The organism is Micromonospora sp. NPDC049048, assembly GCF_043197615.1.
Lineage (GTDB): Bacteria > Actinomycetota > Actinomycetes > Mycobacteriales > Micromonosporaceae > Micromonospora.
On the sequence record NZ_JBICTM010000004.1, the window covers coordinates 1 to 15408 of the forward strand.

The window sequence follows — 15408 nt, forward strand, 5'->3', positions numbered from 1 at the left end:
GGCACATCATTCGCCGGCACCACCATCAAATGGAACGACTTCTTCTGCCTCAACGGCGAATTCCCCTACCTCGCCGACGCCAACGGCGACGGCAAGGACGACATCATCGTCTTCACCAAAGGCAACACCAACGACGTCTACGTAGGACTCTCCACCGGCACCACCTTCAACCCCAGCACCAAATGGCACGACTACTTCGGCCTCAACGGCGAAACCACCCTCTGACACGTCGGGCATCGGTGAGCTGAGCAACGCCCTGGTCCACGCCGGTCCGTGGGCCGCGCCCAGGCGTCGGTCGCCGGACGTCCCCGCCGCCGCACCGGAACGGGTCGTGGCGGCGGGGACGTCCGGCGCGGGGCCGTCGGCCGGGTCAGCGGGCGCGCAGGTTGGCGCGCAGGGCGCCCAGGACCACGGCGGGCGTGGCCAGCGACCTCGGGTGTACGCGCAGGGAGACGACGTCGTTGAAGCGGCGCGCCGTCGACACGTCCGTGACGGTCGCCTCCACGATCCGCCTGCTGAACCAACTGGAGAGCCGGTAGCCGCGCGGGTAGGGCCCGTCGACGTGGGGCTGCGCCAGGTCGGCGGAGGTCGACATCGACCAGGCGACGTCCACCACGACCTTCTGCAGGTCGAAGAAGCGACGTGCGGGAAGGCTCGGATCCGGGCCTTCCCGCAGGTACGTCGACAGGCAGGCCGCGTGCAGGGCCGCCGCGGTGATCCCCTGCCCGTACACCGGGTTGAACGACGCGACCGCGTCACCGACGCTGACGAGCCCGGCCGGAAATCGCCGCAGCGCGTGGAAGTCCCGCCGCCGGCTGTCGGCGTGGCGGTAGGTCCGGACCTCGCCGAGCATCTCGTGCCCGGCGATCTCGCCGAACTCCGGCGGGAACTGCTCGCGCAGCCGGCGTCGGAAGTCGTCGGCCGTGCGCCCCGGACGGTTGTCTTCGTAGCCAGCCATCATGGCCATCCACCGGCCGTCCTCGACGGCGAAGAACGCGGCGCCGGCCACGTCCGACCGGGTCTCGGGGGTGTGCAACGCCATGACCACCGTGGCCTCCGGGTCCGTCTCCGGGCGGCGGAACAGCGCGGTCGCGTAGTTGAGGTTGACGGTCATCCGCCGCAGGGCGGGCCGCTCCCAGCCGGCCTGCTCCAACCAGTCGGAGAGCCGGCTCGATCGCCCCATGGCGTCCACCACGAGGTCGCTCGACTCGACGCCGGCCATCCCGCCGACGTCGCAGCGGATCCCGGTGACCACGGCGCCGTCGCACACGAGACCCGTGGCGCGGGCGGTGACCGTCTTGACGTTGGGCAGCCGCAGGACCCGCTGACGGATCAGCCCCTCCAGCAGGGGCCGGGTGCCCGCGAGGCTGTCGGCGTCGTCCGGTACGACGACCTTGCGGCGGCCGTCGAGGTAGCTGCGCCGCGCCGCCGGTGGCGCCTCGATCGCGCCCTGGGCCACGGCCTGCTCGCGGAAACCGGGGAACAGGTGCTCGAGTTGGAGGAAGCCGCCGGGCAGCAGTGCGTGCAGTTGGGTGCCCTGGGGCACGCCCGGCCGCTCGCCGGTCACCTGCAGGTCGTCCCGGTCGACGACGAGGACGCTCTCCGCGTAGTCGGACAGCACGCGAGCCGCCAGCATCCCCGCGACGCTGCCGCCGACCACGACGGCCCTTCCGATGACCGGGGACGTCCGGTCGGGGGGTCGCACCGCGTTCAGCGCGGCGAGGACCCGGGCCGGGGAAAGGGGCATCATGTTCTCCAAGGGGTACGAGGTGTGAGGCTTCCGCGTTCCTGCCAGAGATCGGTGCGAGGGCGGGCCGGACCGGTCGACGCGCAGGACGATCGTCGCACAGGCACCCGCCTGAGCAGAGGTTCTCCGGATACGGCGTGGCTGGCCGCCGGCCGGGTGTCCCGGCGCGCGGCCGGGGCGGGCGGCCAGTGCACGACCGAAGCCGGCGGCCCCGGTGCGCGACCGAAGCGGGCGGTCTGGTGCGCGACCGACGCGGGCGGGCCGCCAGGATCCGGGGATCCGTGTCAGAATCGGCGCCATGGCCGATGCCGCCTGCGCCGCATGTGGACACTCACAGCACGGCGACAGTTCATACTGCATGAATCCCGCGTGCGGCGCGTTGCTGACCACAGTAGAACGGAAGGCCCCTGCCCCGGCCGGGCAGACCCGACGCGAGGGCGACGCTCCGACCGCCGACACAGCGCGCCAGCCGGCCGCCGAACCCGTCCCGGCGGCGGTGACCGTGCCGCCGGTCGGGCAGCGGTCCGGTCGACGGCAGTTCGTGCTCGCCGCCGCGCTGGTGACCGTCGCGGCGCTGACCGTCAGCGTCGTCGCGCTGCTGCAGGACGATGACGGTGTCACGGAAGTCCCCCGGGCCACCAGCGCGTCGATGAACCCCGAGCTGGTGGCTCAGGTGCTGGAACAGACCCGGCCCACCGGGCTCGAGGTCCGCGACGAGCGGACCGCGGCCGTCCTGCACTGGGCCAATTCGGACAAGGGTGACGAACAACGTCTCGTCCAGGTCCTCGCCACCGGCGGCGGGATGCGCTCCCGGGTCGAACCGGTGACCGTTCAGCGGGGCGAGGTCCGCGTCGACGGTCTCGACCCGGACACCGGCTACTGCTTCCGGGCCGGTCTCGTGATCTTCTGGGACGACCCGGCCGTGGTCACCTGGTCCGACTACCGCTGCATCCGGGGTGCCACCGTCCGTGGCCCGCTCGGTTGAGCACCAAGGTCGACGCGCTGATGCGCCCACAACCGCAGTATCGAGCCTCGGGAGAGTCGTGCAGTCGCGAACGGTGACGGTCCTTGCCGGACTCAGCGCAGGTGTGGCCGTACTCGTCGCCGCGGTGGTGGTGCTGTGGCCGGCGCCTGCGCGTGAGCCGGCCGCCCCGGTGCTGCCCGACCTTCCCGACATGGTGCAGCTCGCGGTCGACGAGCGCGCAGTCGCCGTCGCGGAGTGCCAGAACGGCATGGACTGGCGCACAGATCCGGTCCGCGGCTCGGTGGTCACCCTCAACGGCAGCAACGAGTACTGCGCGACGGCCGGTGCCATGGTCGACACGACGGCCAGCTACTCGGTGTCGGCGTGGGTCAAGCTCGCCGCCCACCCTGGCAAGCTGGCCATGGCGGCGGTCGGGCAGGACGGCACCAACGCCAGCGGCTTCTACCTGCAATACAGCTGGTACCACCGCAAGTGGGCCTTCAACTGGATGGCGGCCGACGTCATCGATCCGGTCGACAACGCCACGGCCACGTCGGACGAGCCGGTGACCACGCAGTGGACGCATCTGGTGGGGACCTACGACGCGAAGACGAAGCGGATCCAGGTCTACGTCAACGGTGTGGCGGGCACCACCCGGACCATCGGCAAGCCGTGGCGGGCGGCCGGTCCGTTCACGATCGGGCGGGCCAAGTGGAACGGCGAGCCGGGCAACTACCTGCGCGGCGACATCGACGGTGTCCGGCTGTGGACGCGGGCCCTGCGGCCCGACGAGGTCGTGGAACTCTTCAAGGCCCCACCGAACCCGTGACGGCTGTCGTAAGTGGACGATTGTGGCCTCGAGCCGGGCCGTGGCAACGGCTCGCGTGATCCCTTCCGATGGTCCTCCGTGCCACAATCATCGGCATGCGGAAGGTGACCTGCCGTCAGTGCGGGCATGACGAGCACGGGGACAGTTCGTACTGCATGAACCCGAGCTGCGGGCAGCTGCTGCCGGTGTCGGCCCGGCTCACGACCTCGCGGTCACCTGATGCCGCCGCCCCGGAGCGGCCCGCCCGGACGCCGGCCACGCCGGCGACGCCGGCGACGTCAACCGTGTCGGCGACCCGTTCCCCCGACAAGCAGGCGCCCGGCCGACCGGCGCGGGCGGAGTCACCCGCGGTCGAGAGCCCGGCGGCACCGGCGGACCCACCAACGGAGTCCTCGCCAGCCGCGCCAGCCGGCCGCGGCGCGGCGACGTCGGTGTCGCACATCCGGCGCTGGCTACTCGTCGGCGCGGTGGTGGTCGCGCTGCTCGTGGCTGGCGTGGCCCTCAGCCGGGGTGTCGTGGGGACCGGATCCGGCTCGCCGGGCCCGTCGTCGCTGCCGGACGCCGCCCAACTGGCCGAATCCGCGCCGGTGGTCACCAACATGCAGGACGAACGGGTGACCGTCACCCTCACCTTCGCCGACCGCAGCGCAGGCAAGGCGCCCTTCTACGTCATCGGCGGCCCGGTCGGCCTGCCACCGACGACCCTGGCCGAGGCGCCCAAGGGCGCGACGTCGGTACGCATCAACGCGGTCAATCCTGAGGTGGACTACTGTTTCGTCGTGGTGGCTGTGCTCTCGGTTGACCAGGTTGCTTCTTCGGTGCAGGTCTGCACCACTCGATTCGGGACGGCGAAACCATGACGACCTTGTTCGTGTCGACCAGCCACGCGGGCGCGTACCCCCGGATCAGCGACGCGGTGGCGGCGGCCGGCCCGGGCGACCAGGTCGTGGTCGGGCCTGGCGAATACCGCGAGAACCTGGTGCTCACCGACAGGTCGTTGAGCATCGTGGCGGCCGAGGCCGACAGCGTGACCCTGCTCGCGCCCGACACCCAGCGCCCGGCGGTGCACTGCGAGCGGGGCACGGTCGAACTCCGCCACCTGCGCATCACCAGTGTGGACGCCCCGGCCGTCAGCGCGACCGGCACGAAGTTGACGATGGTCGGCTGCGAATGCTCGGCGGCGTCCGCCGCGGGCATCCAGCTCGGTGCCCGCACCGAGTTCGACCTGGACGGCTGCCGCGTGGTCGGCGCGCGGCTGGGCATCCAGATCGACGACTGCGCCGGCTCGATCTCGAACTGCACCGTGTCGGAGATCGTCTCCGACGGCATCCTGATCCGCTCGGCGGACCCGGTCCTGCGCAACTGCCTGGTCACCGATGCCGGCTACCGGGGCATCTACGTGTACGACTACTCCCGCCCGACCCTGGAGAACTGCACGGTCTCCCGCACCGGGGACATCGGCGTGTCCGTGGTCCAGGCCAGCAGCGTGGTGCTCCGCCGGTGCCGGATCTCCGAGACGGTCGGGGTGGGCGTCAGCGTCGGGCCGGACTGCGGCGGGCAGATCACCGGCTGTACCACCGAGCAGACGGCCGCCCCCGGAATCCTGCTGGCCCCGGGCAGCAACGTCGAGATGCTGGAAGCCGGTCGCCCGGCCGCCCGGGTGGAGCCGGTGGCGATGCGCGCCCAGGACCCCAAGCGTTCCGAGGAACTGCTCGCCGAGCTCGACGCGCTGGTCGGTCTGCCCGGCGTCAAGGCCGAGGTGCTCGGGATCATCGACGAGCTGCAGGTCAACGAGTGGCGGCGCCGTGGCGGGCTGACGGTCGCCCCGTCCACGAACCATCTGATCTTCGCGGGCTCCCCGGGCACCGGCAAGACCACGGTGGCCCGCATCTACGGCCAACTGCTCGCCTCCCTGGGCGTCCTGCCACGCGGCGAGTTCGTCGAGGTGGCCCGCCGGGACCTCGTCGGGCAGTATCTCGGGCACACGGCGGAGAAGACGGCGGCGGCGTTCGAGAAGGCCATCGGCGGCGTGCTTTTCATCGACGAGGCGTACACGCTGTCGCGGTCGTTCGGATCCGGTGGCGACTTCGGCCAGGAGGCGATCGACACGCTGGTCAAGCTGATGGAGGATCACCGGCACGAGATCGCCGTGATCGCCGCCGGCTACACCGGTGAGATGGTGGAGTTCCTCGACGCCAACCCCGGCCTGGCGTCCCGGTTCAACAAGACGATCGTCTTCGAGGACTACTCGCCGCACGAGCTGGTCAGCATCCTCGCCACCATGGCCGAGTCCCACGAGTACCGGCTGTCGGACGAGTTGCACGCGTCGATCGGCGGCTACTTCGCCGCGATGGGCAAGGACCGCAACTTCGGCAACGCCCGGGAGGCGCGCAAGCTCTTCGACGGGATCCGCAAGGCGCAGGCGCAACGGCTGCGGCAGCTACGCCGGGTCCCCAGCGCCGACGAACTGCAGTTGCTGCTGCTCGACGACCTGGCCGCCGCCATCGCGTAGGACACGACGCGCCGGCCGCCCGCTGTCCAGGACGGCGCGGCGGCCGGGTCGTGCTTTGCCACCGTGCCGCGTAGAGGAACGGCAGGTCGGACCGGCCGGCGCTCAGCCGACGCCCGGCATGGGGCGGGCCTGCGGCTTACTCGGCGCCTGCACCGGCTCCTGGTCGACGGTCCAGCTCTCGGTGTCCACCGAAACGACCTTCGGCTGGTCGCGGCGCTGATCCCGGCTACGGCCACTGAGCGCGGCGGGGCCACTGCCCGCGCCCGGGTCGACGAGCCGTGGGCCACCCCGGCGTACGGGCCGAGGGCCGCCACCCTGACCACCGCCGCCCCCGGCGCCCGGCGGCATGCCACCCATCATCGGCGGCATCATCGGCACCCCGTTGCTCCCCTCGCCGCCACCGCCGCCACCGGGGCCGATGCTGGCGGCGGAGACGGGGGTGACGGCTGCGGGGGGCAACGGGGTGACGTTCGCGGCGGGCAGGCTGGTCACCGGGTCACCGCCGATCCCGCCGCCGAGCCGCCCTCCACCGGTACGGCCGGGAAGTGAGACCCCGTTGCCGGGCAGCGGGGTGGCCGAAGGGGTGTCCACCGGCGACACACCAGGAAGAGTGGGCCGAGCACCGGGCAGGGTGGGTACTCCCGGTGTGATGCCGGGGAGGACGGGGAGGGTCGGAAGCCCCGGGGTGAGTCCCGGGTCGGCTCCCAACCCTGGCGCGTTTCCGAGTCCCGGCAGGTTGTCCAAGCCTGGCAGGTCGTTCAGCCCCGGCAGCCCACCGGGCCCCGCCGCGTTGCCAGGCCCCGGCAGGCTCGGGGTCGGCACGTCAGGACGGTTGTTGGGGTTCGCGCCGTCCGGCCTCTTGTTCGGGTCGTCCTGGTTGGTCGGCTTCTTGTCGTCCTTCGGCGGATCCTGGTCCGGCAGGATGAGCGGCCCGAGCCCCGTGTCGGGTCCCTTCGGGGTCGCGTTCGGCCCGGGGCCCGGGCCGCCTCCCGGACCGCCACCGGGCCCACCTCCCGGCCCGCCGACAGGCCCCGGACCCGGCCCGGGAGCCGCCAGGTCCGTCGTGCCCGGCATCCACAGCCCTGCGTACGGTCCCGGCAGGTGCCACGACGACCTCGCCTCGAACGTGTCGGTCAGATCCGTAGCGACCGTCCGCATGGTCTTGGTGTAGTTATCCCTCACCTGCGCTACATATGCGTTGTAATCATTAATGTTGCTGAAGTACTTATCGTAGTTTCTTGTCGCCAAGTCGACGTAGCCTCGATATTCGCCATAGACCGTCTGCGCGTTCTGTTTGGCCTCCGCGAGCTTGTCGGCGCTGTACACCACGGTCAGCGCCAGCCTGACCAGGTTCTCCGACCAGGAATTCAACGACCGGTACGTCTCGGTAGCGAGCGTGGCGTAGCGTTTGGCGGCCTTGCCGTCCCACCTGTCGGGGCTCACCACGTCGTCGACCCTCTGGTCGAGGATGCCGGAGTGGGTTCTGAGCGTCGTGGCGAGTTCGGCAATTCCGCTCGCCACCCGCCGCAGCGGCTCCGGTTGGGGAGAGGTGAGCATCAGATACATGGATTCGATGTCGACCCCCATCCAGTTTGATCTGACGAGTTTCCCCCGGGGCTCGAAGGAGCTGTTTTTCGCCAACGCTTGGACGCCGCTGCTGGAGAGCCCCTCTTTCGTGTAGTCCGGATCCTTCTCGTCCATCGAGATGTCGGTGATGCCCATTTTGCTCAGCAGGTCGACGTCGAGCTTCCTGAGCTGGTTCTGGGACCATCCGTCCTGGGAAGCATAGGAGTCCGCCGCGAAATCGACAGCTCGGCGGTAGGCTTCGAGGGCAGACCGCACGACAAACAAATATCCAACGATTCCATTTTCCGGCCCGCCCAGCCAGGTCTTCAGCGAGTCGACGAAGTGACCCACTTCGGAAATCGGGTGTGCTCCCGTCACCGTGTTCAAGACGGTGAACTTTGCACCGCCCATGGAACCGAGTATGTCGTCCGTTTCCTCGATGAACTCGGTAGCTGCCCGGCCGATGGTGGCGGCGACATGACGCATGTCCGCTATCTGCGCCTTCAACGAGACGGGGTCAGCCATGGGTGCCGCCTTCCTGGGGTGCGGGGTTGGCAGGCCGACTGTCTTCCACCACGCGAGCAAGGGCCGGCACGGTCGGGGCGGGAAGCGCAGGGGGTGCCGCCTTCGCATCCTCACGCCGGCTGGGACGTGACCGCAGCACGCCGGGTCGATCGTCCGGACGGCTAGCCACCGAGGTCTGCGCACTGGCCGCGCGCCCGGAGAGGTTGCCCTCGGCGGAAGTCGCGGTGCGGTTCCGGTATGCCGATGGGCGTTGTGGTCCCGCCGGCTCCGGCACCGGCCTGCCCAGGAGGCCGGGCATCATCGGCATGAACGCCTCGTTCTCCCGTGCCGTGGGTAGTTGCGGCGTCCGCGCGCCGAGGGTGGGCTCCCGGACGTCGGGGCTGTCCGGGGCGAGGTGGTGTACCGGCGGGTTCCGATCGGGTGAACGGCCGAGCGCCGGCACCCCCCGCCCGGATCCGGGACCGCCGATGCCTCCCGGTCCCACGCCGCTCAGGCCGGGCCGCAGCACGCCGCCCGGCCCGAGCAGGCCGCCGGGCGTCGTGCCGGCGGGAAGACCGCTTGGCATCGGCGGCACCCGGGGAGCGCGGAGCGCGGGCGGCAGGACGGTCTGACCGGGCGTGCCCGGCCCGGTGAACGCGCCCGGCGGAAGCATGCCCGGCGGCTGCCCGCCGGGAACGCTGCCCGGCCCGGCGGACCCGGCGGGACCCGGACCGGGCTGGGGACCGGGCTGGGGACCGGCTTCCGTCGGCCCCGGGTCGGGCCCGAAGCCGGGGGGTAGCGCCGGCCCGGCTGCGGGCGACATCAGCGTGGCGGGACCGTCCACCAGCGGTGCGCCAGCGGCACCCGGGGCGAGACCGAGCAATCCACGGTACGGGGCGGCCGGCCGCCATCCGTCCACGATGGCGGCCAGCGTCGTGCTGAGCCGCGTGGCGACGGCTCTGGCCGCCTCGGTCGCGGCCCGCTCGGCGCCGGCGATCTGTGCCTGGACACCCGCCTGCCCGAGCGGGGAGATGGCGACCGCCAGATCGAGCCGCAGGTTGCCCAGTTGCCCCTCACGTTGCGACACGATCGCGCGTAGCTCGCGCTGGGCGTCGAGGATCACCCGCCGGGCGTCGTCGTAGTCGGCGGCCCGGTTGGCGGCGCTGTCGCGCCAGGCTCTGGCCGAGGCGACCGTCAGGTTGACGTTGCGGCGGAACTCCCGCCCGCCCTGGCCGTACCAGTGCAGGGGGTCGGCCTGGGCCTTCAGCGTCACCCCGGCCGCTCCGATCGACTCGGCGATGACCTGCCACTGCGTCGCGAGCGCGTCGGCGACCTCCGGTCGCACCCCGAGCACCAGGGTGGCGATCTGGTCGGCGTCGAGCGCCGCCCAGTTGGTGCGCTGCACGCCGGGCAGGTCGTAGCCGTATGCGACCGGCCCGGTAACCGGGCCGGCGGGTGCTGAGGTGCCATCGTCGTAGGACGGGCCGGGAAGGTCGCCCGTGGCCAGGGCGTCCTCGATCCGGTCGAGCTGCTGGGTGGAGCGCCCCTCCATCCTCGTGTACCACCGGTGGGCGAGGTCCGCGCCGCGGGCGGTGCTGGCGAGACCGTCGGTGAACTCTTCCGCGAACGCGCGCAGCGCGTCGAGGTCGGTGTCGGCCACGCGGGCGAACCAGCGCATCTCGCGGAAGCCCGCCGGCTGCCCGAGCAGCGCGGTGGTGTCGGCGATGCCACCGAGTTGTCGTCGCGCGTCGTCGGTGAAGGCCGCACCGGTGCCGGCGGCGGTGTCGGCGAACGTCCGCAGCCCGGCGAGCTCGGCCTGGAGCAGATCACCATCGCCCACGACTCATGAGCGTACTGATGGCCACCCTGCCCCGGCTACCCCGCGCCGTCACACCTGACTGTCCAACCAGGCCAGTTGGACCAGCCGGACGCCCTCCTTGCGCGTCACCAGCCAGCCCCGTCCCGGCGGCAGGGCGCTCGGGCGTACGTTGCCGAGCAGCGGTCCCTCGTTGCGGTCGCCAGACATGACCAGCCCTGGCGCGTTGAGGTCACGCAGCCGACTGAGGATCGGGTCGTACATGGCCCGGGAGGCGCCACCGCTGCGGCGGGCGATCACGAGGTGCAGCCCCACCTCGCGGGACTGCGGTATCAGGCTGTGCAGCGCCATCAGCGGGTTGCCGTCCCCGGCGACCAGGTCGTAGTCGTCGACGAGGACGTACAGCTCGGCGCCCGTCCACCAGCTGCGCGCGCGCAGCTGGTCGGGGCGTACGTCCGAGTCGGGCAGCCGTTCGCGCAGGGCGACGGCTGCCTCCTTGAGCAGCGCCAGTCCCTGTTCGGCGGTGGTGGCGTAGTCGATGAGGTGCTGCTCGGGCAGCGCGCCGAGCAGGCTGCGCCGGTAGTCGATGGCGATGATGCGGGCCTGTTCAGGTGTGTGCCGGTCCGCGACGCTGGCCGCCAGCATGCGCAGGAACGACGACTTGCCGCACTCGGTGTCGCCGAAGACGACGACGTGCGGGTCCGCGTCGGGGTCGAGGTGGACGGGGCCGAGATCGGCCTCGGCGAGACCGATCGGCAGACCTGGCCGGTCGCTCATGCCGGCCACCGCGGCGTAGGTGACCTCCCTGGGCAGCAGGCGCACCGGCGGCGCCGTCCGGCCCGGCCAGGCGGCGCGTACGGCCGCGGCCGCCTCGCTGACGGCGTTGTCGGCGGAGGCGGCCGAGTTGAGCTGCGGCCGGCTGGACAGGAACTGGTACGCGTCGGGGGTGATGCCCCGCCCCGGGGCCTGGACGGGCACGTTCGCCGCCGCCCGCCGTCCGATGGTGGAGTCGGACGGATCGCCCAGGCGCAGCTCCAGCCGGCTGCCGAAGGCGTCCCGGATGGCGGGTCGCAGGTCGAACCACCGGCTGCCGGCGACCACGAGGTGGACTCCGTAGGCGAGGCCCCGGTTGGCCACGTCGATGACGCTCGCCTCCAGGTCCTCGAACTCGTTGCGCAGCGTCAGCATGCCGTCGATCACCAGCATGACGTCGGCGCGCCGGGCCGGTCCGAACTCGCCTTCCGCCGCCCGCCGGCGGAAGGCGGCGATCGAGTCGACGCGGTGGTCGAGGAAGAGCTGCTCCCGTTCGGCGATCAGGTGGGTCACCTCCGCGACGACGCGCCGCACCAGGTCGGACTCGCGGCGGGTCGCGACGGCCGACACGTGTGGCAGCTCGGTGAGGGCGGTGAGGCCACCGCCGCCGAAGTCGAGGCAGGCGAACTGCACCTGCTCCGGGGTGTGGGTGAGCGCGAGACCCAGCACCAGGGTGCGCAGCAGGGTGCTCTTCCCGGACTGCGGCGCGCCGATGACGGCGACGTGCCCGGCCGAGCCGGCCAGCGGCAGCCGCAGCGGGTCCGACCGCTGGTCGAAGGGGCGGTCGACGACACCGACCACCGCGTCGAGCGTGCCCCGCAGTGCGGCGTCCGCCGTGGTCAGGCCCAGCTCGGGGTCGGTGACCAGGCCGCCGAGCGTGTCCTCGATGGTGTCCGACTCGCTGAGCGGGGGCAGCCACACCTGGTGGGCGGGCACCCCCTGACCGACGAGGCGTTCGGTGATGAGGTCGAGCAGCGTATCGCCGGTCGCCTCGTCGGCGGGTTCCTCGGCCTCCTCCCCCAGTTCCGCGTCGGTGACGGCCTGGGCGACCGGGCCGGCCACGTAGCCGGACGTGAACACGGAGACGGGGAAGTCCTCCACCTGCGTGGGGGCGGCGGTCGCCCGCCGGTACACGCCGGAGACGTACGCGGCGCGGAAGCGCTGCAACGACTCGCTGCCGTACTTGAGGAAGCCGTGTCCCGGGGCACGTGGAAGCTCGTAGGCGTCGGTGACGCCGAGCACCGCCCGGCTCTCCATCGGGGAGAACGTGCGCAGACCGATGCGGTACGACAGGTGGGTGTCCAGGCCGCGCAGCCGGCCCTCCTCCAGGCGCTGGCTGGCCAGCAGCAGGTGCACCCCGAGTGAACGGCCGACCCGCCCGATCTGCACGAACATGTCGATGAAGTCGGGCTTTACGGAGAGCAGCTCGCTGAACTCGTCGCAGATGATCAGCAGGCTGGGCACCGGGTCGAGTGGCGCACCGGCGGCGCGCGCCCGTTCGTAGTCCCGCAGCGACGCGTAGTTGCCGGCGCGGCGCAGCAGCTCCTGGCGGCGTACCAGCTCGCCGTTGATCGCGTCCGCCATCCGGTCGACCAGTGGCAGCTCGTCGGCGAGGTTGGTGATGACCGCGCTGGTGTGGGGCAGCCTGTCCAGCTTGGTGAAGGTCGCGCCGCCCTTGAAGTCGACCAGGACGAAGTTGAGCGCCTCCGGCGAGTGGGTCACGGAGAGCGCCAGGACGAGGGTGCGCAGCAGCTCCGACTTGCCCGAGCCGGTCGCGCCCACGAGCAGGCCGTGCGGGCCCATGCCGTCCTGGGCCGCTTCCTTCAGGTCCAGCTCGAGGCGCTCCCCGTCCGGCATGACACCGATGGGTACGCGGAGCCGCTGCCGGTTCGGTCGCGGCTGCCAGGTGCGCGACAGGTCGATCTGCTCCGGCTCGTCGAGCTCCAGCAGGTCGGTGAGTTCGTGGGTGTAGTTCATGGCCTGCTCGCCCGTCCCGGCCTGGGCGAGCCGCAGCGGGGCTAGCTGCTGGGCCAGACTCTCCGCCAGCACCAGCGGCATCTCGTCTCCCCGGCCCAGCACCTGGCTGCTGCCGTGGGTGGTCGCGGTCATGGTGCCGTCCTCGCCCATGTCGAGCACGAGGCAGGTGCGGTCCGGGTGGCGTGGCGGTTCACCACAGACGTGTACGACCGTGACGCCCTCGAGGCCCGTGTCGGTGGCGAGGTGGTCGGAGCCGGCGGTCTCCGCTCCGTCGATGACGGCGAGCAGATGCGGCCCCTCGAAGCTGACCTCGCTGGCCGACGGGTTGAACCGCGGCCGGGCCACCAGCAGTTCCTCGACCATCGCCTCGAGGCCCACCACCGAGGTGTTGATCAGGCGCAGCGGGCCCAGCGCGTCGGTCTGCGACGGGTGGGCCGCGTGCGGGAGCCACTTGCACCACTCCCACAGGTAGCGCCGGTCCTCGGCCGAGCAGACCGCGACCATCATGTCGTTCGGGGCGTGACCGAAGGCCGCCTGCGCCATCATGGCCCGGGCCACCGAGCGGGCCCTGTCCGGGTCGCCGCAGAGGTGGATGGTGGCGAACCCGTCGAGCGCCACCACCACCGGCAGGTCCTCCACCTGCCGGTAGGTCGTCAGGAACCGACGTAGCGCGCCCGCGCTGACCGGCTCGGCCTTCTCGACCGGCACGAACGGCGGCGCCACCAGCGGCGCGGTCAACTCGCGCGGGCCCAACCCGATGCGGATCTGACCGAAGTCCGAGTCGGCGGGGAGCCGCTCCCACAGCCGGCTGGTGTCCACCATCGACCAGAGCATGCCCGGGGCGACGTGCCGGTAGTACTCGGCCGTGCGTTGGACCCGGACGGCGTTGCGGACGGTACGTCGTACCCCGGCCAGTTCGAACAGGTAGCTGCGGCGCAGCTGGTTCATCTGCGCCTTGCCGCCGCCGGACGACCGGGTCAGCTGGGTGCCGACCATGCCGAGCATCGCGATCCCGAGCAGCCCTCCGGTGATGATGCGCAGCAGTCCGCCCGAGTTTCCGGCGAAGAGGAGCATCATCGCGGCGGCTCCGGCCACCATCGGCAGGATCATGATCAGACGCCCGGCGAGGCCGCCCTCGGGATCGGGAATCTCCGCGGGCGGCTCCAGCACGATGTCGCCGGCCGGGAAGGGCGGAGCTGCACGTCGGGCCCGTCGTCTGCGGATGATCGTCGCCACCGACACATAGTAGTGACGGCGATCACGATCTTGTCTACTGTGGATCCGACAAGGGAGGCTGACGAGTGCAGCAGCAGACGGGACTGGCGCGAATCGTCGTCATCGCACCGAACCGCCGCATGGAAGTGACCGTTCCGGAGCACGTCGCGCTCGCCAGGATCATGCCCACCTTGCTGCGGCACGCCGGGCCGGCACTCGGTGAGGACGGTGTCGAGCGGGGCGGCTGGGTCCTCCGTCGGATCGACGGCCAGCGACTGGACAACGCCCATTCGTTGGCCATGCAGAACGTACTCGACGGCGAGACGCTCGTCCTCTCCCCCCATGACGCGACCTGGCCCGAACCGGCGTTCGACGACGTCGCGGAGGCCATCGCGGACGAGGCCACCGGCCTCGGGGCGCAGTGGAGCGCGCAGTCGACCCGGTGGGCGGGGCGCGCGGTCGCCACGGCGGTGCTCGCGGCCGGCGCCGTGCTGCTGCTCACCGGCCCGGCCTCGTGGCAGGCCGGCGCGCTGACCCTCGCCGGGGCGGCGACGCTGCTGCTCACGGCGATCTTCGCCGACCGCGTCGCGCGCGACCACGCCACCGCCCAGCTCACCGGGGCCGCCGCCCTGCTCTACGCGGCGGTCGGGGCCCTGCTGACGGGCACGGAGGGCGAGGCCGTCCAGCTGCGCCCGTGGCCGGTCGCCGGTGCCGCCGCCGCCCTGCTGCTCGTCTCACTCGCCGGTCAACTGCTGCTCCCGTCAGTGCCGTTCGTGACCGGAGCCGCCCTCGCGAGCGGCCTGGGCGGGATTGCCGTGCTGGCGGCGACCGGGCTCACCACCGTGGAGGGCGCCGCCGCGGTCGTCGGCGGGCTGGTCGTGATCGGGCTCTTCGCGCTGCCGCGCCTGGCCATGTCGATCGGGGGCGTTCCGGCGCCGGCGGTCCCCTCCATCACCGGTGCGGCCGAGGGCCCGCCCCCTGCGGCCGGTGAGCTGAAGGCGGCGGTGCGCCGGGCCGACAGCCTCCTGACCGGCCTGCTGTTCGGCACCATGGTGGCCACGGGCGTCAGCCTCGTACTCCTGACCCGCGCGCACACCGTCGGCGGCCTGCTGCTGGTGGGCGCGATGACGGTGGCCTGCGCGCTGCGGGCGCGCGCGTTCGCGGCCGTGCGGCACCGCGCCCCGCTGATCGGCGCCGCGATCGTCGGGGCGCTCAGCCTGGCCTGGTACGCGTGGACCGGCCCGACGCGTACGCCGATGGCGGCGGCTGCGCTCGTGGCCGGCCTGATCGGGGTCGCGCTGGTGTCGCTGGCGCTCGGGCTGCGGTTGTCCCGGCGACCGGCGCCGCCCCGGCTGGGTCGACTCGCCGACATCATGTCGATGGTGCTCACCGCGGCGGTGCCCGTGCTGGTGGCGCTCGTGCTCGGGCTGTTCGGCTACTTCCGCGGCCTGGGAGGCTGACGGGG

General features: G+C 72.1%; 10 protein-coding genes and 1 pseudogene. 6 read left to right on the top strand and 5 right to left on the bottom strand.

Annotation, left to right across the window (positions count from 1 at the left end):
- Positions 1-225, top strand: a pseudogene (locus tag ACGFIG_RS14785) (N-acetylmuramoyl-L-alanine amidase); the annotation flags it as partial.
- A gap of 145 nt (positions 226-370) precedes the next feature.
- Here the strand turns inward: ACGFIG_RS14785 and ACGFIG_RS14790 are convergent.
- Entirely contained in the window at positions 371-1747 is a 1377-nt protein-coding gene (locus tag ACGFIG_RS14790; protein ID WP_393002965.1) for an FAD-dependent oxidoreductase, read from the bottom strand.
- A 358-nt stretch (positions 1748-2105) separates the two neighbouring features.
- Here ACGFIG_RS14790 and ACGFIG_RS14795 point away from each other — a divergent pair, with 358 nt between their 5' ends.
- The gene (locus ACGFIG_RS14795) at positions 2106-2732 is read left to right on the top strand and encodes a fibronectin type III domain-containing protein (RefSeq protein WP_393002967.1); all 627 of its coding nucleotides are present in this window, start codon (positions 2106-2108) and stop codon (positions 2730-2732) included.
- A 58-nt stretch (positions 2733-2790) separates the two neighbouring features.
- Positions 2791-3540, top strand: a complete 750-nt coding sequence (locus tag ACGFIG_RS14800) for a LamG domain-containing protein (RefSeq protein ID WP_393002969.1) — start codon at positions 2791-2793, stop codon at positions 3538-3540.
- Between the two features lie 115 nt (positions 3541-3655).
- Here the strand turns inward: ACGFIG_RS14800 and ACGFIG_RS14805 are convergent, their stop codons facing one another.
- Complete coding sequence (locus ACGFIG_RS14805; protein ID WP_393002971.1) at positions 3656-3982, bottom strand: hypothetical protein; 327 nt, start codon at positions 3980-3982, stop codon at positions 3656-3658.
- A 25-nt stretch (positions 3983-4007) separates the two neighbouring features.
- On the opposite strand from ACGFIG_RS14805, the gene ACGFIG_RS14810 reads away from it, so the two are divergent.
- The gene (locus ACGFIG_RS14810) at positions 4008-4400 is read left to right on the top strand and encodes a hypothetical protein (protein WP_393002973.1); all 393 of its coding nucleotides are present in this window, start codon (positions 4008-4010) and stop codon (positions 4398-4400) included.
- The gene (locus ACGFIG_RS14815) at positions 4397-6052 is read left to right on the top strand and encodes a right-handed parallel beta-helix repeat-containing protein (protein ID WP_393002975.1); all 1656 of its coding nucleotides are present in this window, start codon (positions 4397-4399) and stop codon (positions 6050-6052) included. Before ACGFIG_RS14810 ends, ACGFIG_RS14815 begins: the two co-directional genes overlap by 4 nt.
- A 102-nt stretch (positions 6053-6154) precedes the next feature.
- On the opposite strand, the gene ACGFIG_RS14820 is transcribed toward ACGFIG_RS14815, so the two are convergent.
- Genes ACGFIG_RS14820 through eccCa form a run of 3 tightly spaced genes read right to left on the bottom strand, consistent with a single transcriptional unit; the run spans position 6155 to position 13964 of the window.
- Complete coding sequence (locus tag ACGFIG_RS14820) at positions 6155-8143, bottom strand: hypothetical protein (protein WP_393002977.1); 1989 nt, start codon at positions 8141-8143, stop codon at positions 6155-6157.
- Entirely contained in the window at positions 8136-9962 is a 1827-nt protein-coding gene (locus ACGFIG_RS14825; protein ID WP_393002979.1) for a hypothetical protein, read from the bottom strand. Before ACGFIG_RS14825 ends, ACGFIG_RS14820 begins: the two co-directional genes overlap by 8 nt.
- A 48-nt stretch (positions 9963-10010) precedes the next feature.
- Positions 10011-13964: a type VII secretion protein EccCa gene (eccCa, locus tag ACGFIG_RS14830; protein WP_393002981.1), complete on the bottom strand. Its 3954-nt coding sequence runs from the start codon at positions 13962-13964 to the stop codon at positions 10011-10013.
- A 65-nt stretch (positions 13965-14029) separates the two neighbouring features.
- Between eccCa and eccD the strand changes: the two genes are divergently transcribed.
- Positions 14030-15403 carry a type VII secretion integral membrane protein EccD gene (gene eccD, locus ACGFIG_RS14835; protein WP_393002983.1) on the top strand — a complete coding sequence of 458 codons (1374 nt, stop codon included), beginning with the start codon at positions 14030-14032 and terminating at the stop codon, positions 15401-15403.
- Positions 15404-15408: the final 5 nt, after the last annotated feature.